This window comes from Ensifer adhaerens, assembly GCF_028993555.1.
In the GTDB taxonomy this organism is placed as follows: Bacteria; Pseudomonadota; Alphaproteobacteria; order Rhizobiales; family Rhizobiaceae; genus Ensifer; species Ensifer adhaerens_I.
This window is the reverse complement of the sequence record NZ_CP118610.1, coordinates 3027006-3050349: the sequence shown is the minus strand read 5'-3', so window position 1 is coordinate 3050349 and position 23344 is coordinate 3027006. Positions and strand designations below refer to the sequence as shown.

Below are 23344 nucleotides of genomic sequence, written 5' to 3'. Positions count from 1 at the left end.
AGCGGTTTTCCGTCCGGAGTTGCGACGGCACAAAACTCGCCAAGCTGCGTGGTGGCTCGGGGCGTCTCAGGCGCCCTTACGGATGAGGAACCGGTGGCCGCCGTCGGCGGGCGCCGCCTCTTCGAGCGTGTGGCCGTCCTCGTTGCAGAAATGTGGGATATCGATCACCGCCAGAGGATCTGTCGTCTCGATCTCCAGCAATGCGCCCGGGGCCAGCGAGGCCATGCGCTTGCGCGTCTTCAAAACGGGAAGGGGGCACTTAAGCCCCCTGAGGTCGTAGATGATCCTGGTCTCGTCAGGCATCACTTGCCCCAGATCTTCCAGAAGGGGCGCTTCTTCGGCGGCTCTTCGGTGAGGACAGGCGTTTCCGCCACCGCATCGGGTGCCGGTGCCGCTGCAACTGCGGCCGTCTGCTGCTCGGCAGATGCGGGCGCTGCAGCACGTGCCTGTTTCGTCGTCTTTGCCGGCTCCTGTGCCTGCGGCGGAACGGCGGCTTGCTGTCCGCTTGCCGGTTGATCCGGCGTCACGACGACCGGTGCGGGCATCTGCAACTCAGGCTCGCTCTTCGAGAACAGGCTCCAGAAGGATTTCTTCTCGGGCTCGACGGCCGCCTGCATCACCAGCTGCGGGATCGGGTTGGCGGCCGGGACCGGGACGTGCTTGCCGCCGTCGGTCGCCTTTTCGAACTCCTTCTTCTGGATCTCGACGGCCTGCTTGGTTTCTTCCGCTTCCTTTTGCAGGGCGATCTTCTTCTCGAGATCGCTCGCCTTCATCATCTTGCCTGCGTCAAGGGAGTTGCCGGTCGGCGCATAGGCGAGTTCGCGGCCGACGCGCTGCTTGGCGACGATCGCCTTGCGCTCGGCTTCGCTCGGCTCGTACCAGACCATGCCGTCATACTTCTTCATGGCCTTGTCGTAGTCGGTCTGGTAGCTCTTCTCGAAGCTTGCCATCGCCACCTGCAAGGCGGGCGGCGTCGACATGGCCGGGCACTGGCCACTCGGATTGAACGGGCTGGAGGCCTGCTGGTTGAAGACGTACTTCTTCTCGCAGACCTTGACTTCAGGCGGACGCTTGGTGACCTCGAACTGGTCGTAGCCGACCTTCAGCATCTTCCAGAAGTCGATGTTCGGGTTGTCTCGGTGGCGCGCCATGTTTTCCGCGGTCATGCGGAAGGGGAAGGCCTGGAGCTGAACGCTTTCCTGGCCGCCCTTGAAGCTATCCCGCGCGAGCGCGAAAATCTCGATCATCTGCTCGTCGGTCATGGAGTAGCAGCCCGACGACGAGCAGGCGCCGTGGATCATCAGGTGCGTTCCCTGACGGCCATTGGCCTTGTCGAAGGCGTTGGGATAGCCGGTGTTGATGGCCAGATAATAGTTCGAGTTGGGGTTCATCTGGTGCGGGAAGAGCGGGTAGAAGCCTTCCGGCGCCTGACGGTCGCCTTCCTTCACCTTGGGGCCAAGCTTTCCGGACCATGCGCAGATCTTGTAAGTCTTCAGCAGCTGGAAGCGGTTGGCGGTGTTGGCCTTCCAGACTTCGAGCGTACCCTCTTCCTTGAAGATGCGCAGCGCGATCGGGGCCTGCTTCTGCATCCCGAGTTCGCTCATCTTTTTGACCATCGGAGCAGAGACCTGGTATTCGGTCTTGTTCTTGACGGACTTGATGTCGACCGATGTCGTCGTGTCCAGCGCTTCATTGGTGCAGCCGGCAAGCGCGGCGACAATGGCGGCGGAAGCTACAAGGTTCCAGAAACGCATCAGCAGAGGCCCGTTCAAACCCAAACTCGACTAGGAGAGCCCTTGTCCGCGGAGGTGGGCTCTTTAGAGAATCACTAAGCGATTATACTTCACGAATTCTTAACCCTGCAGGGCGTCCCTGCCGATGCGCTGTTCATGACCTCATGAATATGGCCAAGATTTGGCCACACTCCGATTTGCGGTTGCGAAATCCGCTTGCGCAATCGCGAACCATCAAAGGCGAGAGGGGACAGAGGGCGAGGGATTACCTGCCCGCATCCCGTTCCAGCTTAGAGGTTGCGGCCGATATTGAGGTACTTCTGCCGGCGATCCGTGCGCAACTGGTCGCCGCTGCGTCCGGAAAGCTCCTTCAGCGCGTCGGCGATGACAGTGCCGGTGCGGCCGATGACCGCGTTCGGATCGCGGTGCGCGCCGCCGACCGGCTCCTGAATGACGCCGTCGATGACGCCGAGCGCCTTCAGATCCTCAGACGTGATCTTCATGTTGCTGGCCGCTTCCTTGGCGCGGGTGGAATCGCGCCACAGGATCGAGGCAGCGCCTTCCGGCGATATGACGCTGTAGATCGCGTGCTCCAGCATGTAGACGCGGTTGCCGGTGGCGATCGCGATCGCGCCGCCGGAGCCGCCTTCGCCGATGACGACGGTGACGATCGGCACGCGTACGTTGAGGCACATCTCGGTCGAGCGGGCAATCGCTTCCGCCTGGCCGCGTTCCTCGGCGCCGACGCCCGGGTAGGCACCTGCGGTATCGACCAGCGTGATCAGCGGCAGGCCGAAGCGATCGGCCATTTCCATGACGCGGATTGCCTTGCGGTAACCTTCAGGACGGGGACTGCCGAAATTGTGCTTGATGCGCGACTTGGTGTCGTTGCCCTTTTCTTGGCCGAGAACGGCGACCGGCATGCCGCGAAAACGCGCAAGGCCGGCCTGGATGGCGTCATCGTTGGCGAAGTTGCGGTCGCCGGCAAGCGGCGTGAACTCGGTGAAGAGCTCGGCAGCGTAATCCAGGAAGTGCGGGCGCGACGGGTGACGGGCGACCTGGGTCTTCTGCCAGGGCGTCAGCTTGGAATAGATCTCGACCATCGCGTCGCGGACGCGCGTCTCCAGGCGTTCGATCTCATCCGAAGTGTTCACGCTCTCGTCTTCGCCGGCGAGCTTCTTCAATTCGAGAATCTTGCCTTCGAGGTCGGAGATGGGTTTTTCGAAATCGAGATAGTTGTGCATGAGATGCGTTTCCGATCATTTTGCGACAAGGGCCAGCGGGCCGAAACCAGCGTGCCCGGCCGTCCTAATCCTGTTTTTTCGCCTGTTTGGCAAGAGGGTGATGGTTTTGCACGAGGTTGTGCAGCCGTTCTTCCAGCACATGCGTATAGATTTGTGTCGTTGAAATGTCCGAATGTCCCAGCAGTTCCTGCACGGCCCGAAGGTCGGCGCCATTGGCGAGCAGGTGGCTGGCAAAGGCATGGCGCAGCACGTGCGGGGAGATCGTGGCGACCCTTATGCCGGCGCGGGCGGCGAGCGATTTCAGATCGCGCGCAAAAACCTGGCGCGGCAGGAAGCCTTGCTTGCCGGAGGAGGGGAAGAGCCACGGACTTTCGCGGCCGCCTGCCTCTTGCCTCGCCATCTCCTCGGCGAGCGCCTCGCCGTAGGCCCGCATCGCCCGGATCGCCGCTTGCGAGAGCGGTACAAGCCGCTCTTTGTTGCCCTTGCCGCGGACGACCAGGAAGCGGCCGTTCTGCTGAAGCACACTTGCAGGAAGGGAGACCAGCTCGCTGACACGCATGCCGGTGGCATAGAGCAGTTCGATCAGCGCATGCATGCGCAACTTTGCGAGGCGATCCTGGCCGCCAGCGGCGGCTTCGGTCTCTGCCTGGCCGATCAGCCGGGAGACGTCATCGACGCTCAGCGTCTTCGGCAGGCTGCGCCCCTTCTTCGGGGCGTCGAGGATGCCGGTCGGATCGTCGCCGCGCATGCCTTCGGCGTAGAGGAACTTGTAGAATTGCCGCAGCGCCGAGAGGCGTCGTGCCTGTGAGGAGGGCTTGAAACCCTGGCCCGAGAGATGCGCGAGGTAGGTTCGAAGGTCGTCCGGGGTTGCCGCCGTCAGCCCGGTTCCGAGCGTGCGCAGGTGCGAGGCGGCATCCTCCAGGTCACGCTCATAGGATTGCAGCGTGTTGACCGCAGCACCGCGCTCGGCGCTCATCATTTCGAGGAAGGCCTCGACATGGGCTGCGGAAAGATCGCTCATTGGGCCTTGTTCACCCGCTCGGACGGGATTTTCACGGTCACGTCCCGCTCTACGGGCTCGACGAAGGTGACGAGAGAGACCATCGTGCCGTAGACTATTCCGGCGATAACGACGCAGAAGAACAGGAACCGGAATAGGGTCGGCATTTCAATCTCCTCTGCATGTGCCCTTGGATCGAAGCGGAGACCAGGATACGCATGCAGGCGTTCAAACGGCCAGCGCTGTTGACGCGTTCGAATGAACACGCGGGCGCGATGGCGGGTGCCAGACCTATATGAACGCCGCTTCGGCCGAGTTCAAGAACCGTGAGCGGACGCGCGCGACGACTTGACGCTACACCCCGATTTGTCGATACCGAAAGGGAATGGGGAATAAGAAGTCCAATGAACGACGTGATCGAACCGGTTTCCGCAACGCTTGCCGAGCGGGCGAAGCTTGTACTCGGTAAACGCAATCTCGTGTTCATAGGCCTCATGGGCGCCGGCAAGTCGGCAATCGGACGATTGACCGCCCAGGCGCTCGGCATACCTTTCGTCGATTCCGACCACGAGATCGAGCGCGTTTCGCGCATGACGATCAGCGACCTCTTCGCCCGCTACGGCGAGGAGGAGTTCCGGGCGCTGGAAACGCGGGTGCTGAAACGGCTTTTGCGCAGCGGGCCGCGCGTGGTCTCGACGGGCGGCGGTGCCTATATCAACGAGCGCTCGCGCCGACAGATCAAGAAGGGTGGCCTGACGATCTGGCTCAATGCCGAACTTGACGTGCTCTGGGAGCGGGTCAACAAGCGCGATACCCGGCCGCTCCTGAAGACGGAAAATCCCAAGCAGACGCTCCAGAACCTGATGAACGCGCGCTACCCGATCTACTCGGAAGCCGATCTGACGGTACTGTCACGCGATGTGAAGAAAGAGACGATGGTGGAAGACGTTCTCACCGCCGTCATCGAATACCAGGACAAGAGAAACCATGAATAGCCATGTTGCGCCCGCCGCAGAACGCAAGGTCCGCGTCGATCTCGGTGACCGTTCCTACGATATCCTGATCGGCCCCGGGCTGATTGCCGCCGCCGGCCAGGAGATCGCAGCCCGCCTCAAGGGGCGCAAGATGGCCGTCATCACCGACGAGAACGTGGCGCCGCGCTATCTCGAGCCGCTGATGGCGAGCCTCAAGGGACGCGACATCGACGCTGTATCGCTCGTGCTGCCGGCCGGCGAGAAGACCAAGAGTTATGAGCATCTGATCACGGTCTGCGAGACCGTGCTCGGTGCCCGCATCGAGCGCAACGATGCGGTCATCGCGCTTGGCGGCGGCGTCATCGGCGACCTCACCGGCTTTGCCGCCGGCATCGCGCGTCGCGGCTCGCGGTTCATCCAGATCCCGACCTCGCTGCTGGCGCAGGTCGATTCCTCGGTCGGCGGCAAGACCGGTATCAATTCGCCGCACGGCAAGAATCTGATCGGCGTTTTCCATCAGCCAGACCTGGTGCTGGCCGATACCGACGTGCTCGACACGCTGAGTGAGCGCGAATTCCGCGCCGGTTATGCCGAGGTTGCGAAGTACGGACTGATCGACAAGCCGGATTTCTTTGCCTGGCTCGAAAAGAACTGGCAGGCGGTCTTTGCCGGGGGCGCGGCTCGGATCGAGGCGATCGCGGTCAGTTGCCAGGCCAAGGCCGATGTCGTTGCGGCGGACGAGCGCGAGAATGGCTTGCGCGCGCTGCTCAATCTTGGCCACACCTTCGGCCATGCACTCGAGGCGGCGACCGAATATGACAGCGCCCGGCTGGTGCATGGCGAGGGCGTTTCGATCGGCATGGTGCTCGCGCATCAGTTCTCGGCACGCATGAACCTTGCGAGCCCGGACGATGCCGCCCGTGTCGAAACCCATCTGAAGACCGTGGGCCTGCCGACCCGCATGTCGGAAATCCCGGGTATCTTGCCCCCGGCCGAACGGCTGATGGATGCGATCGCCCAGGACAAGAAGGTCAAGGGCGGCAAGCTCACCTTCATCCTGACGCGCGGCGTCGGACAATCCTTCGTCGCCGATGACGTTCCGGCATCGGAGGTATTGAGCTTCCTGAGGGAAAAACATCCGCAATGACCGGCGAAGCCTTTATAGCTTTTCTGGCTGAATACTGGCTGTCGATCCTCTCGGTCTTCGGCCTGCTCGTGCTGTCGGCGTTCTTCTCGGGATCCGAGACTGCGCTGACGGCCGCGTCGCGCTCGCGCATGCATACGCTCGAAAACAATGGCGAGGAACGCGCTGGCGTCGTCAACCGGCTGATCGAACGGCGTGACCGGCTGATCGGCACGCTCCTGATCGGAAACAGTCTCGTCAACATCCTTGCGTCGTCGTTGACGACGAGCCTGCTGATCGGTCTTTTCGGCGATAGCGGCGTGGCGATCGCGACGCTGGCCCTGACGGTGCTGCTCGTGATCTTCTCCGAGGTTCTGCCGAAGAGCTGGGCGATTGCTTCGCCGGATCGCTTCGCGCTCGCTGTTGCGCCCTTGGTTCGGCCCTTCGTCGCGATCGTCGGGCCGGTCTCCAGCCTCGTCAACGGCATCGTCCGGCGTCTGCTCAATCTCTTCGGTGTCAATCTTGCCGCCGATATGTCGATGCTTTCGGCGCACGAGGAACTGCGCGGCGCGGTGGATTTCCTGCACCGGGAAGGCTCGGTGATCAAGGCCGACCGCGATCGGCTGGGCGGCGTGCTCGATCTCGGCGAGCTCGAAGTCTCCGACATCATGATCCACCGCACCAGCATGCGCGCGATCAACGCCGAGGAACCGCCGGAGGTCTGTGTCCGCGACATCCTCGAAAGCCCGTTTACGCGGCTGCCGCTCTGGCGTGGCTCGACCGACAACATTATCGGTGTGGTGCATTCCAAAGATCTCCTGCGAGCGCTCGCAGAGCCGAATGTCGAGCCGGAGAACCTCGACATCGTCAAGATCGCGCAGAAGCCGTGGTTTGTGCCCGATACGACCAACCTCAAGGACCAGCTCAACGCGTTTCTCCGCCGCAAGCTGCATCTGGCGATCGTCGTCGACGAGTACGGCCAGGTTCAGGGCCTTGTGACGCTGGAAGACATTCTGGAGGAAATCGTCGGCGACATTGCGGACGAACACGACCTCGATATCCAGGGCGTGCGCCAGGAGGCCGACGGCTCGATCGTCGTCGACGGCTCGGTGCCGATCCGCGACCTCAACCGTGCGCTCGACTGGTCATTGCCGGACGAGGAGGCAACGACGGTTGCCGGTCTGGTGATCCACGAGTCCAAGAGCATTCCCGAGGAGCGCCAGGCCTTCACCTTCCACGGCAAACGCTTCATCGTGATGAAGCGGGTGAAGAACCGCATCACCAAACTGCGCATCCGCCCAGCGGAAGACGGTGCCGCTCCGACGGCTTGATTGCTACCAGCGGGTCGCTTCGCCGGGAGCCGCGGGCTCGACCGCAAGGGCGTGCAGGCCGGCATCGAGTTCCGGCTTCAGGAGATCGTTGATGGCGCGATGACGGGCGACGCGGCTCATGCCGGTAAAGGCGCTCGAAACGATGCGCACGCGCATATGGGATTCGCCGCTGCCATCGAAACCCGGCTGATGGCCGGCATGCATGTGGCTCTCGTTGATGACCATGAGCCGTTCAGGATGGAAGGCCTCGATCAGCTTCTTTTCGATCGTTTCCGTAAGCGACATTCTTCCGTCCCAATTTGCTGTTTGCTTGACGCCCCCTCGCAATTCAGCAGAACCCGGCAATCGCGGGCCAGGCGGCGCAAAATGCCCGCACAAAGCCAGCAACATTCCGCTTTGTCAATTCTTGTTGTGGCCTCGGCCAAACCCCATAATGAGCGCCATGAGACTCGATTCAAAATACTTCGATCGCATTCGAACCCGGCGCAAGGTGGAGCCGCAGGCGGAACCGGCTGCGCCCATCTGTCAGTGGGACGGTTGCGATCAGAAGGGCGTGCATCGGGCCCCCGTCGGTCGCAATGCCGAGGGCCAGTACTTCATGTTCTGCTTCGAGCACGTGAAGGAATACAACAAGGGCTACAATTTCTTCTCCGGCCTCTCCGACAGCGAAGTTGCCCGCTATCAGAAGGAAGCGATCACCGGCCACCGCCCGACCTGGACTGTTGGTGTCAACAAGAATGCCAAGAACGGTCCGACGCAGTCGCAGATGCGATCCGGCACCGCGGGCGCCCAGGCGCGCATGCGCGATCCCTTCGGCTTCGTCAGCGAGGCGCGGGCGCGCTCCGGCCGGCCGGAGCCGCGCCAGCGCAAGTTGAAGACGCTCGAGGCGAAAGCCTTCGATACGCTCGGTCTCGGCGCTTCGGCGACGGCGGCCGATATCAAGGCGGCCTACAAGGATCTGGTCAAAAAGCATCACCCGGATGCCAATGGCGGAGATAGAGGATCGGAAGAGCGTTTTCGCGCCGTTATTCAAGCCTACCAATTGTTAAAACAGGCTGGTTTCTGCTAACAACCCGGATTATTACAGAAGCACTTTTGCAGGCGAATGCGCGGGTGCCGTCCGGTGGCCGCTCTGGAGACATGATGAGCAAGATTGACCTCGACATTTCCAACCTCCCCGACACCACGATTTCTGTCCGGGAGGTTTTCGGCATTGATACGGATTTGCGCGTTCCTGCCTATTCGAAGGGCGACGCCTATGTGCCTGACCTTGATCCGGACTACCTCTTCGACCGCGAAACGACGCTCGCCATTCTCGCAGGCTTCGCCCACAACCGACGCGTGATGGTGTCGGGCTATCACGGTACCGGCAAGTCGACCCATATCGAGCAGGTCGCTGCCCGCCTCAACTGGCCGTGCGTGCGCGTCAACCTCGACAGCCATGTCAGCCGTATCGACCTCGTCGGCAAGGACGCGATCGTCGTCAAGGACGGTCTGCAGGTCACCGAGTTCAAGGACGGCATTCTGCCCTGGGCCTACCAGCACAATGTCGCGCTCGTTTTCGACGAGTACGATGCCGGCCGTCCGGACGTCATGTTCGTCATCCAGCGCGTTCTGGAATCGTCCGGTCGTCTGACGCTGCTCGACCAGAGCCGCGTCATCCGTCCGCACCCGGCCTTCCGTCTGTTTGCGACCGCCAACACCGTCGGTCTCGGCGACACGACCGGCCTCTATCACGGCACGCAGCAGATCAACCAGGCGCAGATGGACCGCTGGTCGATCGTCACAACGCTGAACTATCTGCCGCACGACAAGGAAGTCGACATCGTCGCTGCCAAGGTCAAGGGCTTCACGGCCGACAAGGGCCGCGAAACCGTTTCCAAGATGGTGCGCGTTGCGGACCTGACGCGCGCGGCCTTCATCAACGGCGACCTTTCGACCGTCATGAGCCCGCGTACGGTCATCACCTGGGCTGAGAACGCCCACATATTCGGCGATATCGCCTTTGCCTTCCGCGTGACCTTCCTCAACAAGTGCGACGAGTTGGAGCGAGCGCTGGTCGCCGAGCACTACCAGCGCGCCTTCGGCATCGAGCTGAAGGAAAGTGCTGCCAACATCGTGCTGGAAGCCACCGCCTGAGCCATGGCGGAGGCGAAGGGCGCAGCGGCGCTTCGCTTCGTTGAGGAGAAGAGCGTCACGAAGACCGCCAATGCGGTCTTCAAGGGCCTCAAGGCCTTCAACCTCGAAAAGGCAGGAAGTGCCAAATACAAGCGCTTCGCCGTTTCGGTGCGTGATGACAGCGACGAGATCGTAGGCGGCATCGTCGCCTACACCGCTTGGAACTGGTGCTTCATCGAACTGCTCTGGGTAGACGAGGCGCTGAGAGGATCGGGCAGCGGGCGCGAGCTCGTTGCGCGTGTCGAAGCGATCGCCGCAAGTCGCGGCGCCCGCTACATCTATGTCGACACGTTCAGCTTCCAGGGCGACGGCTTCTATCAGAAGCTGGGTTATGACGTTTATGGCAAACTCGATGATTTCCCGCCGGGCTTTCATCGTCTCTGGCTGAAGAAGGAACTGTCGTGAGCTCGAACTCGAAGGCAAAGCCAACCACGCGCGAGAATGCTGCGGAGCCGTTCAAGCGGGCGCTTTCCGGCTGCATCCGATCGATCGCGGGCGATGCCGAGGTGGAAGTGGCCTTTGCCAACGAGCGACCGGGCATGACCGGGGAGCGCATCCGCCTGCCGGAGCTTTCCAAGCGCCCGACACTGCAGGAGCTTGCCGTCACCCGCGGTCTCGGCGACAGCATGGCGCTGCGCAAGGCCTGTCACGACGCACGTATCCACGCGACCATGTCGCCGCAGGGCGCGGACGCCCGCGCGATCTTCGATGCCGTGGAACAGGCGCGCGTCGAGGCGATCGGCGCGCTGCGCATGGCAGGCGTTGCCAAGAACCTCAACGTCATGCTCGAGGAGAAATACGCCAAGGCGAATTTCGCAACGATCGAGCGGCAGGCCGATGCGCCGCTCGGCGAGGCCGTGGCGCTTCTGGTGCGCGAGAAGCTGACTGGCGAGAAGCCGCCGGCCTCTGCCGGCAAGGTGCTCGACCTCTGGCGGGAGTTCATCGAGGGCAAGGCTGCCGGGGACATCAAGAACCTGTCGTCGGCCATCAACGACCAGCAGGCTTTCGCCCGCGTCGTGCGCGACATGCTGACGTCGATGGAGGTCGCCGAGAAGTATGGCGACGACGACAACGAGCCGGACGAGCAGGAAAGCGAGACCGACGAGGACCAGCCGCGCAGCCAGGAGCAGGACGAGAACGCCAGCGACGAGGAAGCCGGTGACGACGCCGCACCCGCCGACGAAAACCAGGCTGCCGAAGAGCAGATGGAAGAAGGCGAGATGGACGGCGCGGAGATCTCCGACGACGACCTGCAGGACGAGGGCGACGAGGACAGCGAGACGCCCGGCGAAGTCAAGCGCCCGAACCAGCCGTTTTCCGACTTCAACGAGAAGGTCGACTACGCCGTCTTCACCCGCGAGTTCGACGAGACGATTGCTTCCGAAGAGCTGTGCGACGAAGCGGAACTCGACCGTCTGCGTGCCTTCCTCGACAAGCAGCTTTCGCATCTCCAGGGTGCGGTCGGACGGCTTGCCAACCGCCTGCAGCGCCGGCTGATGGCGCAGCAGAACCGTTCCTGGGAGTTCGACCTTGAGGAGGGCTATCTCGACACGGCCCGCCTGCAGCGCATCGTCATCGACCCGATGCAGCCGCTTTCCTTCAAGCGCGAGAAAGACACCAATTTCCGCGATACCGTCGTGACGCTGCTGATCGACAATTCCGGCTCGATGCGTGGTCGTCCGATCACCGTTGCGGCGACCTGCGCCGATATCCTGGCGCGCACGCTTGAGCGTTGCGGCGTCAAGGTCGAGATCCTCGGCTTCACCACCAAGGCGTGGAAGGGCGGGCAGTCGCGCGAGAAGTGGCTGGCCGGCGGCAAGCCACAGGCACCGGGCCGGCTCAACGACCTGCGCCATATCATCTACAAGTCCGCCGACGCTCCGTGGCGCCGGGCGCGCCGCAATCTCGGCCTGATGATGCGCGAGGGGCTGCTGAAGGAAAACATCGACGGCGAAGCACTGATGTGGGCGCATGAGCGGCTGATGGCGCGGCGCGAACAGCGCCGCATCCTGATGATGATCTCCGACGGTGCGCCGGTCGATGACTCGACGCTTTCGGTCAATCCCGGAAACTATCTGGAACGGCACCTGCGCGCGGTCATCGAGCAGATCGAGACGCGCTCGCCGGTCGAACTTCTGGCGATCGGTATTGGTCACGACGTGACGCGCTACTACCGCCGTGCCGTGACCATCGTCGACGCCGACGAGCTTGCCGGTGCAATGACCGAGCAACTGGCGGCGCTCTTTGAGGACGAGAGCCAACGGCGTGGTTCCTCGCGCCTTCGTCGCGCGGGGTAATCTGTTTCGTTCGGAGGTGGCGTGTGCCGCTTCCGAACGCCAACCGGCGTCAGCACGTTGCGGCCCTGCTCGAAGTCAATTTACGGACAAAGTTTTACAGTCTACCAAGCTGCAGCGATGGTCTCGGTGCGCCTTGGCAGGTGTTTCGCGTCGTCGTGCTCTGCTTCATTCATGATGCTGTTCTCCTGAAGGTATTTCTCCCTATGCTCGGTCGTGGACTTCTAGCCCTCCTGCTTCTGTCGTCGACCGGCTCGGCATGGGCCGCCTCGAATAGCGAAACGCTGCCGATCCGCAGCCGTCAGATCGGCAGTTTCGCGGTTGGATCGAACGCCACCCGGTTCGGCGCGTTGGAGTTCGTCGGCGGGCTGGAAATGACCTCACCGAATTCCCTGTTCGGCGCCGTGTCGGCGATCCGTTTTCGACCGGATGGCAACAGTTTCATCGCGATCATGGACACCGGGCATTGGCTCGAAGGTGCCGTCACCCGCGATGACGACGGCCGGCTTTCCGGTCTCGCGGATCTCACTGCCACGCCGATGGCCGACCGCAACGGCGACGTTGGCCTGGCGAAGTGGAAGGTCGATGCGGAAGGACTGGCGCTGCGGGCGGGGCAGGTGGTCGTCTCCTACGAACAGGCGCATCGGATCGACATCTACCCGGACCCTGGCTTTGCGGCATCGACGCCGATCGGGAGCCTGCCATTGCCGTTTTCGATCAAGGAACTGCGCAACAATGGCGGCATCGAGACCATCGCGGTAGCGCCAAAGGACAGTCCCCTGGCCGGCGCAACGATCGCCGTCGCAGAACGCAGCGTCGACAAGGCGGACAATTTGCTCGCGGGCATTCTCGACGGGCCGCAGCGCGGCGCGTTTGCTGTGGTGCGCAAGGATCCCTATGCGGTAACCGACGGCGCGTTCCTGCCGAACGGCGACCTGCTGCTTCTGGAGCGGCGCTTCTCGTTTGGTTCGGGGCTCGGCATGCAGATCCGGCGTATTGCCGGCGATGCGATCAAGCCCGGCGCCGTGGTCGATGGTGAGGTCATCCTTGAAGCCGATATGCGCCACCAGATCGACAATATGGAAGGGCTCGACGTCGTTGCGCGGCCGGATGGTGAAGTTCGGGTGATCGTCGTTTCGGATGACAACCACTCCATCCTCGAGCGTAATTTGATGCTCGAGTTCCGTTTCACGACCGTGCTGACGCAATAGCCTCTTGTTTGGCCCAAGGGGCCAGTGATCCGGGCTCTCAAAACGAAAGAGCCGATGATTGCGGTCGTCTGACCGCAATCATCGGCTCGATCCTTTTTCGGCAGACTTTGCTTAGACGGATGCCTTGGCTTCTGCTGCCGGCATCGGCTTGACGATGCTCATCAATGCGCCATAGGGCAGCAGCATGACGAGGCCGCAGAGGATCTTGACGCTCAAGTCGCCGATTGCCCACGAGATCCAGCGCGGAGCTTCCGTCGTGAGCACGCCGAGCAGGGGCGCGGTTTCCAGAGCGAAGCTGTCGTTTGCGCCGAAGAACACGAAGAACGGCGCAAAGGCGAAGGAGAAGAACATCGCGGTGTCGAGCGCCGAGCCGATCAGCGAGCCCGCAAGCGGCGCATGCCACCAGCTTTGACGGCGCAGCCTGTTGAACACCGAGATATCCAGGAGCTGACCGAACAGGAAGGCTGAGCCAGAGGCGATCGCGATGCGCGGCGTGGCGGCGACGAAGGACAAGAGGATCGCCACCATAAAGCCGACAACCACGACGCGGCGCGCAATGCGCGGGCCGAACTGGCGGTTGGTAAGGTCGGTCACCAGGAAGGCGAAGGGATAGCTGAAGGCACCCCAGGTGAGCAGATCGCCGAGCTGCATGCCGGCAATCGAGCCCGGCAGGGGGTATTGAACGAGGAAATTCGAGGCCACGACCACGAGGGTCATCAGCGCGACATAGACGAAGAACGTGCGGTTGATCAGCATTTTTTTATCCTGGGAGATGCCACCAGCTAGAGGGATGAAAGCCGGAAGCGAGCATCCGGCCGACGAATGTAAAATATGCGCACGAGAAAAAGGCTTGCCGGATGAACCCGCAAGCCTTTTAAACGCGTGTCGAAGACAGGACGCTGGCGCCGATCAGGCGGCTTCAGCAACCTTCTTGACGATCTGGCGACGCAGCAGGCGAGCGCGCATGCTCAGCTCGTTTTCGTCCGACTTCAGCAGGAAGGCGTCGAGGCCGCCACGGTGTTCAACCGAGCGGAGAGCTGCAGCGGAAACGCGCAGACGGTAGCGCTGGCCGAGAGCGTCGGAAATCAGCGTGACGTTGCAAAGGTTCGGAAGGAACCGACGCTTGGTCTTGTTGTTGGCGTGGCTTACATTGTTGCCCGACTGGACGCCCTTGCCGGTCAATTCGCAACTACGGGACATGGTACACCTATTCTCTTTATCGCCGCCGGACAATGCGGTAGCGGGCCCAGAGCCCAGGCCGCGTTCCTAGGCCATTATTGGAAAGTCGCGGTTCTATAGTCAGAGACGGCCCGCCCGTCAAGCCAAACCTCTTGCATTCTGGGAAAACCCGCGGTTTTTCCCGACCGATCTTCAGATGTGACGCTTGGTTCTCTGAAGAATAATGCCTTGCGAGACCCATTCCAAGCGGTTTTGCTATGCGTTATTTCTTGCATGAGGACGTGTGGCGACCACAGGGTCGGCCCGACGTGCGGCTGCAGCGAACTGGGCGTAGAAAAGCCGCAAAGAGCCTGCATTTCAGGGTATTGCGGCGATGTTCAAGCGATGGATTTTTCAAGGCATGAAGTTGCGAAATGGCTTTCGCGTGGCGGCGCTGCTGTCCGCGGTCTCGTTTTCCACAGTATCATCGGCCGCCGATGTCGAGCATCTGACGGATTACAGCATCTCGCTGGCCGGTCTGCCGGTTGCCCGCGCCTCCTTCCACACCGAACTGCAGAAGAATCGCTACACGATATCGGGAACGCTGAAGTCGGCCGGTCTGCTCGATATCCTCAGCCGGACCTCGGGTCAGACTCAGGTTTCGGGTGTGATCGACAAGGATCACCTGCGGGCGTCGCAATATTCGATGTCCTATCGCAGCGGTTCGAAGGGGCGGGCGATCAGCGTCACCTATCGCAACGGCAATGTCGTGCATGCGAGCATGACACCCAAGCGCACGCCGTTGCCGAAGAACTGGGTGCCCGTCACCTCGCGCGACATGCGCAACGTGCTCGACCCGCTTTCCGGCCTCATCATTCCCGCCGAGGCGCGCGTCTGCCCGAACACGTTGCCGATCTTTGATGGCGAGTCGCGGCTCGACATCAAGCTCTCCCCAAAGGGCACCAGACCCTTCAAGACGAAGGGCTTCGAAGGGGAAGTAATCGTCTGCGGCATCCGTTTCGTGCCGAAGGCCGGATACAAGAAGGGCCGCGAGGACGTCGAGTATCTGCGTCGTCTGCAGACGATGGAGATCTGGTTTGCCAAGGCGCAAGCGGTCAACGTCTACGCCCCCGTCTATGTCCGCATCCCCACCAAGCTTGGGCCGGTCACGGTCTCGGCGACGCGATTTGGTGGTTGACGCGCGACCGCGTGCAACTAAAAGGTTAAATACCACGAAGCACGGTGATTTTATCGGCGCAGGTTTCCGCGAGAGAGGCCGCGCGAGGGGACGACTATGAAATTCAAGGCAACGTTGATCGGCTTTTCTGCCATCCTGATGTGGTCGCTGCTCGCGCTGTTCACGGCAGCATCCGGCAAGATGCCGCCGTTCCAGCTTTCGGCGATCTGCTTCCTGATCGGCAGCCTGCCAGGACTTGTCGTGCTGGCAATGAGGCCGGAGCGCCTGGCGCTGCTCAAGCAGCCCGCCAAGGTCTGGATCACGGGTATCGCCGGCCTGTTCGGCTATCACTTTCTCTACTTCACGGCCCTGCGCAACGCCCCGGCAGTGGAAGCCGGGCTGATCGCCTATCTCTGGCCGCTTCTGATCGTTGTCGGCTCGGCGCTGCTGCCGGGCGAGCGCTTGCGCTGGTATCATCTTGCCGGCGCGCTCGCCGGCCTCATGGGCACGATCCTGATCGTGGCGCGCAATGGCGTTGCCTTCGACGATGCCTATCTGCTCGGCTACGGCGCCGCCTTCCTCTGCGCCTTCACCTGGTCCGGCTATTCTCTCATCACCCGCCGCTTCGAAGCGGTCTCGACGGATGTTGTCACTGGCTTTTGTCTTGCCACCTCGATCCTGTCTTTCGCCTGCCATCTGGCGCTCGAAACGACCGTCTGGCCCGCAAACACCTTCGAGTGGCTGGCGGTCCTCGGCCTCGGCCTGCTGCCGGTCGGGGCGGCGTTCTATGCCTGGGACTTCGGCGTGAAGAACGGCAATATCCAGCTTCTCGGCGTTTGCAGCTATGCGGCACCGGTGCTTTCGACGCTGATCCTGATCCTGTTCGGTTTCGCGGAGCCGTCCTGGCGCATCGCACTCGCCTGCCTGTTCGTGACCGGCGGGGCGGTACTGGCGGCGAAGGACATGATTTTCCCAAAGCGAGCGGTGGTGGCTCAGCCGGCGGAGTAAGCAAGGTCTGCTATCGATTGGTCGGCTGCCAATCGGGAGCCGCCATTTCGAAGGCGGCGAAATCAAATGCCGGCGCGACGGTGCAACCGACCAGGGTCCAATCGCCAAGCGAGGCGGCGGACTGCCACCAGTTAGCCGGGACCACGCCCTGCGGTCGTTCCCCGTTCAGAATGTCGGACCCGAGCCGCAGCGTCTCGGCGGGATGCCCGTCCTCGGCGATGCTGAGTTCGAGCGGCGCGCCGGCGTGGTGATGCCAGATCTCGACCGCATCGCGCACACGATGCCAGTGCGAGCGCTCGCCGCGCTCCAGCAGGTAGTAGATCGCCGTCGAATGCCCACGTGGGCCGCCGGCCGTATCGCGGAAGGTCTCGATGTACCATCCGCCCTCCGGATGGCGCACCAAGCCGAGTGCCTGGATGATCTCCGCCGCCGATTGCGCCTCAGCCACTAGAAATTATCCTTCCGCTTGCGGATTTCGGCGAAAACCGCGGCATCGTCGGCGTTCTGCATGCCGAGATGGGCGCGAATGCCGGGGTCGCTAGCGCGCAGGAACGGGTTCGTGCGCTTCTCCAGGCCGATCGTCGTCGGTGCGGTGAAACCGCCGTCGCAGCGTGTCTCCTCGATTTCAGCCGCGCGCGCCTTGAGTTCGGCATTCTCCGGGTCGACGGTCACCGCGAAGCGGGCGTTGGACAGCGTGTATTCATGGCCGAAATAGACAGCCGTGTCGTCCGGCAACGCCATGAGCCGGCTGAGCGACTGCCACATGGTCGCCGGCGTCCCCTCGAACAGGCGGCCACAGCCGAGCGCGAACAGGGTGTCGGCGGCAAAGAGCAGCTTATCCTGCGGGAAGTGGAAGCAGATATGGCCGGCCGTGTGGCCCGGGGTCTCGACCACCTCGACGGAACGGCCGGCAAAATCGAAACGCTCGCCATGGCGCACGGTCCTGTCGAGGCCCGGTATCTTCGAGGCTTCGCCGAAGGGGCCGATGATCGTGACGCCGAAGCGTTGCTTCAGGGCGTCATTTGCCGCCACGTGGTCGCCGTGATGATGGGTCGTCAGGATATGGGTGAGCTTCCAGCCGCGCCGCTCCAGTGCCTCCAGAATGGGCGCCTCTTCCGGCGCGTCGATCGAGGCGGTCAGGCCGCTTTCGGGGTCATGGACCAGCACGCCGAAATTGTCGGTGCGGCAGAGGAAGAGGTCGAGTTCGAGCGCGGCCATGGCACGTCCTCCGGTCAGGAGAGAGGGAATGCTGCCGAATGTAGCGAGCCTTACCTTGAAGTCTACCGCTTCGAAGCTAACATGTTGCGAATGCACACCGATATCGTCGACCTGCGCGAATTCTATCACTCCGAACTCGGCCGTATGGCGGAGCAATCCGTCACCATGGCGCTTTCGTCCGTCTGGGCGCGGCTTCCGGACGAGCGGCTGGTCGGTCTCGGCTATGCCGTTCCCTATCTCGAACGGTTCCGCAAGGATACCGAGCGCACCTTCGCCTTCATGCCGGCCGGGCAGGGGGCGGTGAACTGGCCGGTTGCCGAGCTCTCCTCGACGGCGCTGGTGTTCGATGAGGAACTACCGCTGCCCGACGCCTCGATCGATCGGGTGCTGATGGTGCATTCGTTGGAATTCGCCGAAAGCCCGCGGGAAACCATGAAGGAGATCTGGCGGGTGCTGGCGCCGGGCGGCCGACTCGTCATCGTCGTGCCCAATAGGCGCGGCGTCTGGGCGCGCATGGAGCATACACCCTTCGGGTCCGGTCGGCCCTATTCGCGCGGGCAGCTGACGGCGCTGCTGCGTGAGACCAACTTCACACCGGGCGCCACGGCGGATGCGCTGTTCTTCCCACCGTCGAAGCTCAGGGCGATCCTGCGGCTGCGTCGGGGCTTCGAGCGGCTCGGTCGATCGCTCTGGCCTGTCTTTTCCGGCGTTATTGTTGTTGAGGCGCAGAAGCGGCTTTACCAGGGGCTGCCAGTCGCCGCACGCGCATCGCGCCGCGTCTTCGTACCGGTGCTGGCGCCGCAGGGCGTACCGAGCACGCGTGAGCGGCCGCATCCCACCCGCTAACCAACACCGGAGCCGCGGCGTACCCTCGACAAAAGCCGCTTGCGCCGCTAATGGCTTGACCTCTTTTCCTGCTTGCAGCGCCGCGCGCCTCCCAAGGCACGTACCCGTCGCTGCAGCACTTTGATGGCCAAAGAAAGCTGACCCTATGAGCCTTGCTTCGAAGAGCCCCGAACCGCGTTCCGGCATTCTGGATATTGCCGCTTATGTGCCGGGCAAGGAGCACGCGCCGGGTGTCGCCAAGGTGCACAAACTCTCGTCCAACGAGACGCCGCTTGGCGCCAGCCCCAAGGCGATCGAGGCTTTCCAGGCGGCTGCCTTCAACCTGGAGCGTTATCCGGATGGCCAGGCGCGGGCGCTGAGAGAGGCGATCGGCGCTGTGCACGGCCTCAACCCGGCCAACATCATGTGCGGCAACGGCTCGGACGAACTGCTGGGGCTCCTCTGCCACACCTATCTCGGCCCCGGCGATGAAGGCATCATCACCGAGCACGGCTTCCTCGTCTACAAGATCCAGATCATGGCTGCGGGCGCGACGCCCATTACCGTCAAGGAGAAGGATGCGCGCGTCGACGTCGATGCCATTCTCGCGGCGGTGACTGAGCGCACGAAGGTCGTCTTCCTCGCCAACCCCGCCAATCCGACCGGCACCTACATCCCCGTCGATGAAGTCCGTCGGCTGCATGCGGGGCTGCCTGAAGGCGTGCTGCTGGTGCTTGATGCGGCCTATGCCGAGTATGTGCGCCGCAACGACTATGCCGCCGGTCTGGAGCTTGTCTCGGCCAGCCGCAATGTGGTGATGACCCGCACCTTCTCGAAGATCTACGGCCTTGCGGGCTTGCGCATCGGCTGGATGTACGCGCCGCCGGAGGTGATCGATGCGGTCGACCGTGTGCGCGGGCCGTTCAACCTCAGTGCGCCCTCGATCGCTGCGGGGGCTGCGGCGATCCGTGATCAGGCTTTTGTTGCGACGGCAGTTGATCACAATCTCACCTGGCTCGCGCGTGTCAGCGAAGCGCTCGAAGCGATCGGGTTGCGCATCACGCCCTCGGTCACGAATTTCGTGCTGATCCACTTTCCGGAAGAAAACGGCAAGCGGGCCGATGAGGCCGATGATTTCCTGACCAGCCGTGGCTATATCCTGCGTGCGGTCCGCAGCTACGGCTTCCCGAACGCACTGCGCATGACCATCGGCTCGGAAGAAGCCAACGAAGGCGTCATCGCGGCGCTGACCGAATTCATGGGACGGAAATAATGGCTCAGCAGTTTGAAACGATCGCCCTCATCGGTATCGGCCTGATCGGCTCGTCGATCGCGCGCGAAATCCGCGAGAAGCAGCTTGCCGGTACGCTCGTCGTTTCCACGCGCAGCGAGGCGACTTTGAAGCGTACGCAGGAGCTCGGGCTCGGCGACCGCTATACGCTGTCTGCGGCGGAAGCCGTTCGTGACGCGGACCTCGTCATCGTCTCGGTCCCGGTCGGTGCCTCCGGTGCTGTCGCGGCCGAGATTGCGGCGCATCTGAAGCCTGGCGCGATCGTGACCGATGTCGGTTCGACCAAAGGCTCGGTGATTGCGCAAATGGCGCCGCATCTGCCGGAGACCGTACATTTCGTGCCGGGCCATCCGATCGCCGGTACCGAGCATTCGGGCCCGGATGCCGGCTTCGTCGGCCTCTTTCGCGGCCGTTGGTGCATCCTGACGCCGCCGGAAGGTGCTGACGGGGAAGCGGTCGCCCGGCTGCGGCGTTTCTGGGAAACGCTCGGCTCGATGGTCGAGGAAATGGACGCCGAGCACCACGACAAGGTGCTGGCGATCGTCTCGCACCTGCCGCACATCATCGCCTACAACATTGTCGGCACGGCCGATGATCTTGAGACAGTCACCGAATCCGAAGTCATTAAGTATTCGGCGTCGGGCTTTCGCGATTTCACCCGTCTGGCGGCCTCCGACCCGACCATGTGGCGTGACGTCTGCCTGCACAACAAGGATGCGATCCTGGAGATGCTGGCGCGGTTTTCCGAAGATCTCGCCTATCTGCAGCGGGCGATCCGCTGGGGCGACGGTGACAAGCTCTTCGACCTCTTTACCCGCACCCGCGCCATCCGCCGCTCGATCATCCAGGCGGGCCAGGACACGGCGATGCCGGACTTCGGCCGGCATGCCATGGATCAGAAATAGCGACTAAGCCAACAAGAAAGCCCGGCTGGCGGAATGATCCGCGACCCGGGCTTTTCTGTTTTTCGCTGCGGGTGCCGCAGAAGGCGGCCTTCGATCAAAGCGTCGGCAGTACACCGATCGGAATGAAGGCGAGAAACGCCGTGCCGTCGCGCACGTTGAGTTTCACGGTCGCCTCGTCCTTGCCGTTGGCGAGCGCCTTCAGCATGTTGGCGGTGTTGTCCACGAGGTTGGCGTCGTCGGGGATCAGCTTGACCAGATTGGCCCGCCAGGCCTCGATATTCGACATCGTCAGCGAGAACTCGCCGGAGATCAGTCCCTGATCGTTGACCGAGAAGGGTCCGGAAAGCTTGGCGTTCATGCCGGAGCCGAGATCAAGGGTGAGCAGCCTGAGTTCGCCCTTGCTGCCGCGAAACATCTCCGGTGTCGGCGTGGTCGCCATCCATCCGGCCTTGTCGGTAAAGGTCAGGTCCGCAGCCACGGCGGCCGGCGGTGCGTAGCTCGGCCCTTCCTCCGGACGCAGGTCGAGCTTGTCGACGCTCAAGGCGGCATCAAGGTCAGCGCCGTTCTGGCGAAGGTGCAGTTCGCCGTGGCTGGCGCCGAAGCCAAGCCCGTCGCCCGAGAGCGGGAGGCGCACCCGGCCGTTGAGATTGTCATAGGTGAGCGAGGTGCGGTCGACACCGGACAAGGTCGCGCGCACGCTCGCATGCAGCAGGGTCCAGTCGGCGAAGACGTTGAGGCCGGGCGACGCGCGGATCTCGGCCGGGCCATCGAGTTCGATCACGGCATGGCCGGGCTGATAGACCTGTGCGGCCGTCCGCAGCGCTCCGAAGGAGGCGGACGTGCCGTGGCGAGTGTCGTCGAGGTGGACCTTGTCGCAGAAGAGGCCGATGCGGAACGGAAAGCCGCGCACGTCCATGTTCGTGCATTCGCCGCCAAGCCCGGCCGCCTGCCCATCGGCGAGGCGGGCCGCAAGACGCTTCTCGATCTGATCGGCGGCGAGGAACCAGCCGGCCGAATAGATGCCGGCGACAAGCACGATGCCTGCTGTCAGCCAGCGGAATTTCCGGCTGACTGACGAGGGATTGGAAACTGCGGTTGCCGACATGGGCGCGGATACCTCACTCTAAACTGGACTGCGGCTGCCTTTCGGGTGGCGCCGCCGATCCGCAAAACTATTCTTGTCTTCGGGTGCACAAGGACGAGCTTGTCTCTTTCGTGCCGAGATGCTGTGCCGTAGAAACCGACATGGCTGACCATTCCTGAGAGCCGATCATGATTCGGTGGCGAGAGCAGACAGCGCGGGTTGAATGACAGTGGATATGGACGAATTTTGGGTCTTTGGCTACGGGTCGCTGATGTGGAACCCCGGCTTTACCTTCGAGGAAAAGCTGACGGCGCGCGCATTCGGCTATCGCCGTTCACTCTGCGTCCATTCCTGGGTGCACCGCGGCACCGAACAGCGGCCGGGACTGGTGCTTGGTCTCGACCGTGGCGGCTCCTGCATCGGCACGGCCTTCCGCGTCGAGCGCGGGCAGGCAACCGATGTCGTCGACTATCTGCGTGAGCGTGAACTGGTCACGCATGTCTACAAGGAGCGCACGATGCCGGTGCTGCTTGCCGACGGACGGCGGGTGCCGGCGCTCGCCTATGTCATCGACCGCGCTCATGTCCAATATGCCGGTACGCTCAGCACCGGCGAGGCGGCCGATATCGTTGCGGTGTCGACGGGGAAATCCGGGCCGAACAGCGAGTATGTGTTCAACACGCTTGCCCATCTGAAAGAAATGGGCATTCGCGATCACTGGCTGGAAGAGGTGGTGAGCCTGCTCGAGCAGACGCGCCAGCGCGCGCGGGCCTGAGGGCTCAGGCCCCGCCCGCCGCCTTCAGTTCCTTCAGCCGTTGCTCGGCGGTTGGCGGCAGCGGCAGGTGCGGATTGTTTTTCACCGTTTCGACGAGCAACTCGTCGCTGGCCTTCTCCGTGACTTCCACCAGCCTGGCAAGGAATGCGTCCGGGTCCATGCCGGCCTCGATCGGCGGCAGGATGCGGACCTTGAAGTGACCGGGAAAACGCAGGAACTTGCGGCGCGGCCAGAAGAGCCCGGGATGCATGGCGACCGGCACCACCGGCACGCCCAGATCGCGGTAGAGGCGTGCGATGCCGTATTTGTATTCCGGCGGGGCGCCGGGCGGCCGGCGCGTGCCTTCCGGATAGATGATGAGCTCGCGGCCGGTTGCCATTTCCTGCTTGGTGCGGTTCATCACGCCGGTCATTGCCTTGCCGCGAGCCGCGCGATTGACCGGAACCATGCGTTGCTTGAGCACATACCAGCCGAAGAGCGGGATCCAGGTGAGTTCGCGCTTCAGGATGTAAAAGGGATCGCTGAGCCAGGGCAAAAGTGCGTAGGCGTCCCAGAAGGACTGGTGCTTGGGGGCGAAGATGTAGGGGACATCAGGGATGTTCTCCAAGCCTTCGATCTCGAAGGTCGTGCCGACCATTTTTTCGAGCAGCCAGTGATTGCTGCGCACCCAGTTCTTGGGAACGAACCAGGCCTTCTTGCGCGGCAGCAGGAAATAGATCGGCGTCAGCACGATCATCTGCACGATCAGATTGGCGTAGAACACCGTGTTGAAAAGGATCGAACGCAAGGCGATCATCAGGCACGCTCTCGTAGGC

At 62.8% G+C, this 23344-nt stretch carries 26 protein-coding genes; 14 read left to right on the top strand and 12 right to left on the bottom strand.

Annotated elements, in window-relative coordinates; genetic code table 11:
• Window positions 1–66: 66 nt before the first annotated feature.
• The 5 genes from PWG15_RS14945 to PWG15_RS14925 all read right to left on the bottom strand — a co-directional run bounded on the left by PWG15_RS14945 (window position 67) and on the right by PWG15_RS14925 (window position 4144).
• Window positions 67–303, bottom strand: coding sequence for a sulfurtransferase TusA family protein (locus tag PWG15_RS14945; RefSeq protein ID WP_275021072.1), 237 nt, complete (start codon window positions 301–303; stop codon window positions 67–69).
• The gene (locus PWG15_RS14940; protein ID WP_275021070.1) at window positions 303–1754 is read right to left on the bottom strand and encodes a L,D-transpeptidase family protein; all 1452 of its coding nucleotides are present in this window, start codon (window positions 1752–1754) and stop codon (window positions 303–305) included. Before PWG15_RS14940 ends, PWG15_RS14945 begins: the two co-directional genes overlap by 1 nt.
• A gap of 269 nt (window positions 1755–2023) precedes the next feature.
• Window positions 2024–2977 (bottom strand): acetyl-CoA carboxylase carboxyltransferase subunit alpha, encoded by a 954-nt coding sequence (locus tag PWG15_RS14935; RefSeq protein WP_275021068.1) that lies wholly within the window; start codon window positions 2975–2977, stop codon window positions 2024–2026.
• 64 nt (window positions 2978–3041) lie between these two features.
• Window positions 3042–3998 (bottom strand): site-specific tyrosine recombinase XerD, encoded by a 957-nt coding sequence (gene xerD, locus PWG15_RS14930; RefSeq protein ID WP_275021066.1) that lies wholly within the window; start codon window positions 3996–3998, stop codon window positions 3042–3044.
• Entirely contained in the window at window positions 3995–4144 is a 150-nt protein-coding gene (locus PWG15_RS14925) for a hypothetical protein (RefSeq protein ID WP_275021064.1), read from the bottom strand. The genes xerD and PWG15_RS14925 overlap by 4 nt, the downstream gene beginning before the upstream one ends.
• 237 nt (window positions 4145–4381) lie before the next feature.
• Here PWG15_RS14925 and PWG15_RS14920 point away from each other — a divergent pair, with 237 nt between their 5' ends.
• The 3 genes from PWG15_RS14920 to PWG15_RS14910 are packed head-to-tail and all read left to right on the top strand — an operon-like array spanning window position 4382 to window position 7405.
• Window positions 4382–4972, top strand: coding sequence for a shikimate kinase (locus tag PWG15_RS14920; protein ID WP_275021062.1), 591 nt, complete (start codon window positions 4382–4384; stop codon window positions 4970–4972).
• Window positions 4965–6098 carry a 3-dehydroquinate synthase gene (aroB, locus tag PWG15_RS14915; protein ID WP_275021060.1) on the top strand — a complete coding sequence of 378 codons (1134 nt, stop codon included), beginning with the start codon at window positions 4965–4967 and terminating at the stop codon, window positions 6096–6098. The genes PWG15_RS14920 and aroB overlap by 8 nt, the downstream gene beginning before the upstream one ends.
• The gene (locus PWG15_RS14910; RefSeq protein WP_275021059.1) at window positions 6095–7405 is read left to right on the top strand and encodes an HlyC/CorC family transporter; all 1311 of its coding nucleotides are present in this window, start codon (window positions 6095–6097) and stop codon (window positions 7403–7405) included. The genes aroB and PWG15_RS14910 overlap by 4 nt, the downstream gene beginning before the upstream one ends.
• Window positions 7406–7408: 3 nt before the next feature.
• Here PWG15_RS14910 and PWG15_RS14905 read toward each other — a convergent pair whose 3' ends face one another.
• Entirely contained in the window at window positions 7409–7690 is a 282-nt protein-coding gene (locus PWG15_RS14905) for a BolA family protein (RefSeq protein WP_275021057.1), read from the bottom strand.
• A gap of 148 nt (window positions 7691–7838) precedes the next feature.
• Between PWG15_RS14905 and PWG15_RS14900 the strand changes: the two genes are divergently transcribed.
• The 5 genes from PWG15_RS14900 (at window position 7839) to PWG15_RS14880 (ending at window position 13088) form a co-directional block, all read left to right on the top strand.
• On the top strand, window positions 7839–8474 hold the full coding sequence (locus tag PWG15_RS14900; protein WP_275021054.1) for a J domain-containing protein: 636 nt from the start codon (window positions 7839–7841) through the stop codon (window positions 8472–8474).
• Between the two features lie 74 nt (window positions 8475–8548).
• Window positions 8549–9544 carry a cobaltochelatase subunit CobS gene (gene cobS, locus PWG15_RS14895; RefSeq protein WP_034806552.1) on the top strand — a complete coding sequence of 332 codons (996 nt, stop codon included), beginning with the start codon at window positions 8549–8551 and terminating at the stop codon, window positions 9542–9544.
• A 3-nt stretch (window positions 9545–9547) separates the two neighbouring features.
• Window positions 9548–9988, top strand: a complete 441-nt coding sequence (locus PWG15_RS14890; RefSeq protein WP_275021051.1) for a GNAT family N-acetyltransferase — start codon at window positions 9548–9550, stop codon at window positions 9986–9988.
• Entirely contained in the window at window positions 9985–11880 is a 1896-nt protein-coding gene (gene cobT, locus PWG15_RS14885; protein WP_275021049.1) for a cobaltochelatase subunit CobT, read from the top strand. Before PWG15_RS14890 ends, cobT begins: the two co-directional genes overlap by 4 nt.
• Before the next feature lie 203 nt (window positions 11881–12083).
• Window positions 12084–13088 (top strand): esterase-like activity of phytase family protein, encoded by a 1005-nt coding sequence (locus PWG15_RS14880; RefSeq protein ID WP_275021048.1) that lies wholly within the window; start codon window positions 12084–12086, stop codon window positions 13086–13088.
• A gap of 111 nt (window positions 13089–13199) precedes the next feature.
• On the opposite strand, the gene PWG15_RS14875 is transcribed toward PWG15_RS14880, so the two are convergent.
• Window positions 13200–13844: a VUT family protein gene (locus PWG15_RS14875; RefSeq protein WP_275021046.1), complete on the bottom strand. Its 645-nt coding sequence runs from the start codon at window positions 13842–13844 to the stop codon at window positions 13200–13202.
• Window positions 13845–13997: 153 nt separating this feature from the next.
• Window positions 13998–14288: a 50S ribosomal protein L28 gene (gene rpmB / locus PWG15_RS14870; RefSeq protein WP_034806568.1), complete on the bottom strand. Its 291-nt coding sequence runs from the start codon at window positions 14286–14288 to the stop codon at window positions 13998–14000.
• Between the two features lie 379 nt (window positions 14289–14667).
• Between rpmB and PWG15_RS14865 the strand changes: the two genes are divergently transcribed.
• A complete protein-coding gene (locus PWG15_RS14865; protein ID WP_275021034.1) occupies window positions 14668–15444 on the top strand; it encodes a DUF3108 domain-containing protein in 777 nt (258 codons plus the stop codon).
• Between the two features lie 96 nt (window positions 15445–15540).
• Window positions 15541–16431 (top strand): aromatic amino acid exporter YddG, encoded by an 891-nt coding sequence (yddG, locus tag PWG15_RS14860; protein WP_275021032.1) that lies wholly within the window; start codon window positions 15541–15543, stop codon window positions 16429–16431.
• 10 nt (window positions 16432–16441) lie between these two features.
• Here the strand turns inward: yddG and PWG15_RS14855 are convergent, their stop codons facing one another.
• Window positions 16442–16879: a cupin domain-containing protein gene (locus PWG15_RS14855; RefSeq protein ID WP_275021030.1), complete on the bottom strand. Its 438-nt coding sequence runs from the start codon at window positions 16877–16879 to the stop codon at window positions 16442–16444.
• On the bottom strand, window positions 16879–17649 hold the full coding sequence (gene gloB / locus PWG15_RS14850; RefSeq protein WP_275021028.1) for a hydroxyacylglutathione hydrolase: 771 nt from the start codon (window positions 17647–17649) through the stop codon (window positions 16879–16881). The genes PWG15_RS14855 and gloB overlap by 1 nt, the downstream gene beginning before the upstream one ends.
• Before the next feature lie 81 nt (window positions 17650–17730).
• Here gloB and PWG15_RS14845 point away from each other — a divergent pair, with 81 nt between their 5' ends.
• From PWG15_RS14845 to PWG15_RS14835, 3 genes are all read left to right on the top strand, one after another.
• Window positions 17731–18495, top strand: a complete 765-nt coding sequence (locus tag PWG15_RS14845; RefSeq protein ID WP_141679460.1) for a class I SAM-dependent methyltransferase — start codon at window positions 17731–17733, stop codon at window positions 18493–18495.
• Window positions 18496–18640: 145 nt separating this feature from the next.
• The gene (hisC, locus tag PWG15_RS14840) at window positions 18641–19747 is read left to right on the top strand and encodes a histidinol-phosphate transaminase (protein WP_275021023.1); all 1107 of its coding nucleotides are present in this window, start codon (window positions 18641–18643) and stop codon (window positions 19745–19747) included.
• Entirely contained in the window at window positions 19747–20670 is a 924-nt protein-coding gene (locus tag PWG15_RS14835) for a prephenate/arogenate dehydrogenase family protein (RefSeq protein ID WP_275021021.1), read from the top strand. Before hisC ends, PWG15_RS14835 begins: the two co-directional genes overlap by 1 nt.
• A gap of 94 nt (window positions 20671–20764) precedes the next feature.
• Here the strand turns inward: PWG15_RS14835 and PWG15_RS14830 are convergent, their stop codons facing one another.
• Window positions 20765–21775 (bottom strand): DUF2125 domain-containing protein, encoded by a 1011-nt coding sequence (locus PWG15_RS14830; RefSeq protein ID WP_275021019.1) that lies wholly within the window; start codon window positions 21773–21775, stop codon window positions 20765–20767.
• A gap of 202 nt (window positions 21776–21977) precedes the next feature.
• On the opposite strand from PWG15_RS14830, the gene PWG15_RS14825 reads away from it, so the two are divergent.
• Window positions 21978–22529, top strand: coding sequence for a gamma-glutamylcyclotransferase (locus PWG15_RS14825; protein ID WP_275021017.1), 552 nt, complete (start codon window positions 21978–21980; stop codon window positions 22527–22529).
• Window positions 22530–22533: 4 nt separating this feature from the next.
• Here the strand turns inward: PWG15_RS14825 and PWG15_RS14820 are convergent, their stop codons facing one another.
• A complete protein-coding gene (locus PWG15_RS14820; RefSeq protein WP_275021015.1) occupies window positions 22534–23325 on the bottom strand; it encodes a lysophospholipid acyltransferase family protein in 792 nt (263 codons plus the stop codon).
• Window positions 23326–23344: the final 19 nt, after the last annotated feature.

Excerpts from the sequence above, each read along its gene's own strand:
- PWG15_RS14945 (WP_275021072.1), bottom strand. The coding sequence starts at position 303 with ATGCCTGACGAGACCAGGATCATCTACGACCTCAGGGGGCTTAAGTGC.
- PWG15_RS14940 (WP_275021070.1), bottom strand. The coding sequence starts at position 1,754 with ATGCGTTTCTGGAACCTTGTAGCTTCCGCCGCCATTGTCGCCGCGCTT.
- PWG15_RS14935 (WP_275021068.1), bottom strand. The coding sequence starts at position 2,977 with ATGCACAACTATCTCGATTTCGAAAAACCCATCTCCGACCTCGAAGGC.
- xerD (WP_275021066.1), bottom strand. The coding sequence starts at position 3,998 with ATGAGCGATCTTTCCGCAGCCCATGTCGAGGCCTTCCTCGAAATGATG.
- PWG15_RS14925 (WP_275021064.1), bottom strand. The coding sequence starts at position 4,144 with ATGCCGACCCTATTCCGGTTCCTGTTCTTCTGCGTCGTTATCGCCGGA.
- PWG15_RS14920 (WP_275021062.1), top strand. The coding sequence starts at position 4,382 with ATGAACGACGTGATCGAACCGGTTTCCGCAACGCTTGCCGAGCGGGCG.
- aroB (WP_275021060.1), top strand. The coding sequence starts at position 4,965 with ATGAATAGCCATGTTGCGCCCGCCGCAGAACGCAAGGTCCGCGTCGAT.
- PWG15_RS14910 (WP_275021059.1), top strand. The coding sequence starts at position 6,095 with ATGACCGGCGAAGCCTTTATAGCTTTTCTGGCTGAATACTGGCTGTCG.
- PWG15_RS14905 (WP_275021057.1), bottom strand. The coding sequence starts at position 7,690 with ATGTCGCTTACGGAAACGATCGAAAAGAAGCTGATCGAGGCCTTCCAT.
- PWG15_RS14900 (WP_275021054.1), top strand. The coding sequence starts at position 7,839 with ATGAGCGCCATGAGACTCGATTCAAAATACTTCGATCGCATTCGAACC.
- cobS (WP_034806552.1), top strand. The coding sequence starts at position 8,549 with ATGAGCAAGATTGACCTCGACATTTCCAACCTCCCCGACACCACGATT.
- PWG15_RS14890 (WP_275021051.1), top strand. The coding sequence starts at position 9,548 with ATGGCGGAGGCGAAGGGCGCAGCGGCGCTTCGCTTCGTTGAGGAGAAG.
- PWG15_RS14880 (WP_275021048.1), top strand. The coding sequence starts at position 12,084 with ATGCTCGGTCGTGGACTTCTAGCCCTCCTGCTTCTGTCGTCGACCGGC.
- PWG15_RS14875 (WP_275021046.1), bottom strand. The coding sequence starts at position 13,844 with ATGCTGATCAACCGCACGTTCTTCGTCTATGTCGCGCTGATGACCCTC.
- rpmB (WP_034806568.1), bottom strand. The coding sequence starts at position 14,288 with ATGTCCCGTAGTTGCGAATTGACCGGCAAGGGCGTCCAGTCGGGCAAC.
- PWG15_RS14865 (WP_275021034.1), top strand. The coding sequence starts at position 14,668 with ATGAAGTTGCGAAATGGCTTTCGCGTGGCGGCGCTGCTGTCCGCGGTC.
- yddG (WP_275021032.1), top strand. The coding sequence starts at position 15,541 with ATGAAATTCAAGGCAACGTTGATCGGCTTTTCTGCCATCCTGATGTGG.
- gloB (WP_275021028.1), bottom strand. The coding sequence starts at position 17,649 with ATGGCCGCGCTCGAACTCGACCTCTTCCTCTGCCGCACCGACAATTTC.
- PWG15_RS14845 (WP_141679460.1), top strand. The coding sequence starts at position 17,731 with ATGTTGCGAATGCACACCGATATCGTCGACCTGCGCGAATTCTATCAC.
- hisC (WP_275021023.1), top strand. The coding sequence starts at position 18,641 with ATGAGCCTTGCTTCGAAGAGCCCCGAACCGCGTTCCGGCATTCTGGAT.
- PWG15_RS14835 (WP_275021021.1), top strand. The coding sequence starts at position 19,747 with ATGGCTCAGCAGTTTGAAACGATCGCCCTCATCGGTATCGGCCTGATC.
- PWG15_RS14830 (WP_275021019.1), bottom strand. The coding sequence starts at position 21,775 with ATGTCGGCAACCGCAGTTTCCAATCCCTCGTCAGTCAGCCGGAAATTC.
- PWG15_RS14825 (WP_275021017.1), top strand. The coding sequence starts at position 21,978 with ATGACAGTGGATATGGACGAATTTTGGGTCTTTGGCTACGGGTCGCTG.
- PWG15_RS14820 (WP_275021015.1), bottom strand. The coding sequence starts at position 23,325 with ATGATCGCCTTGCGTTCGATCCTTTTCAACACGGTGTTCTACGCCAAT.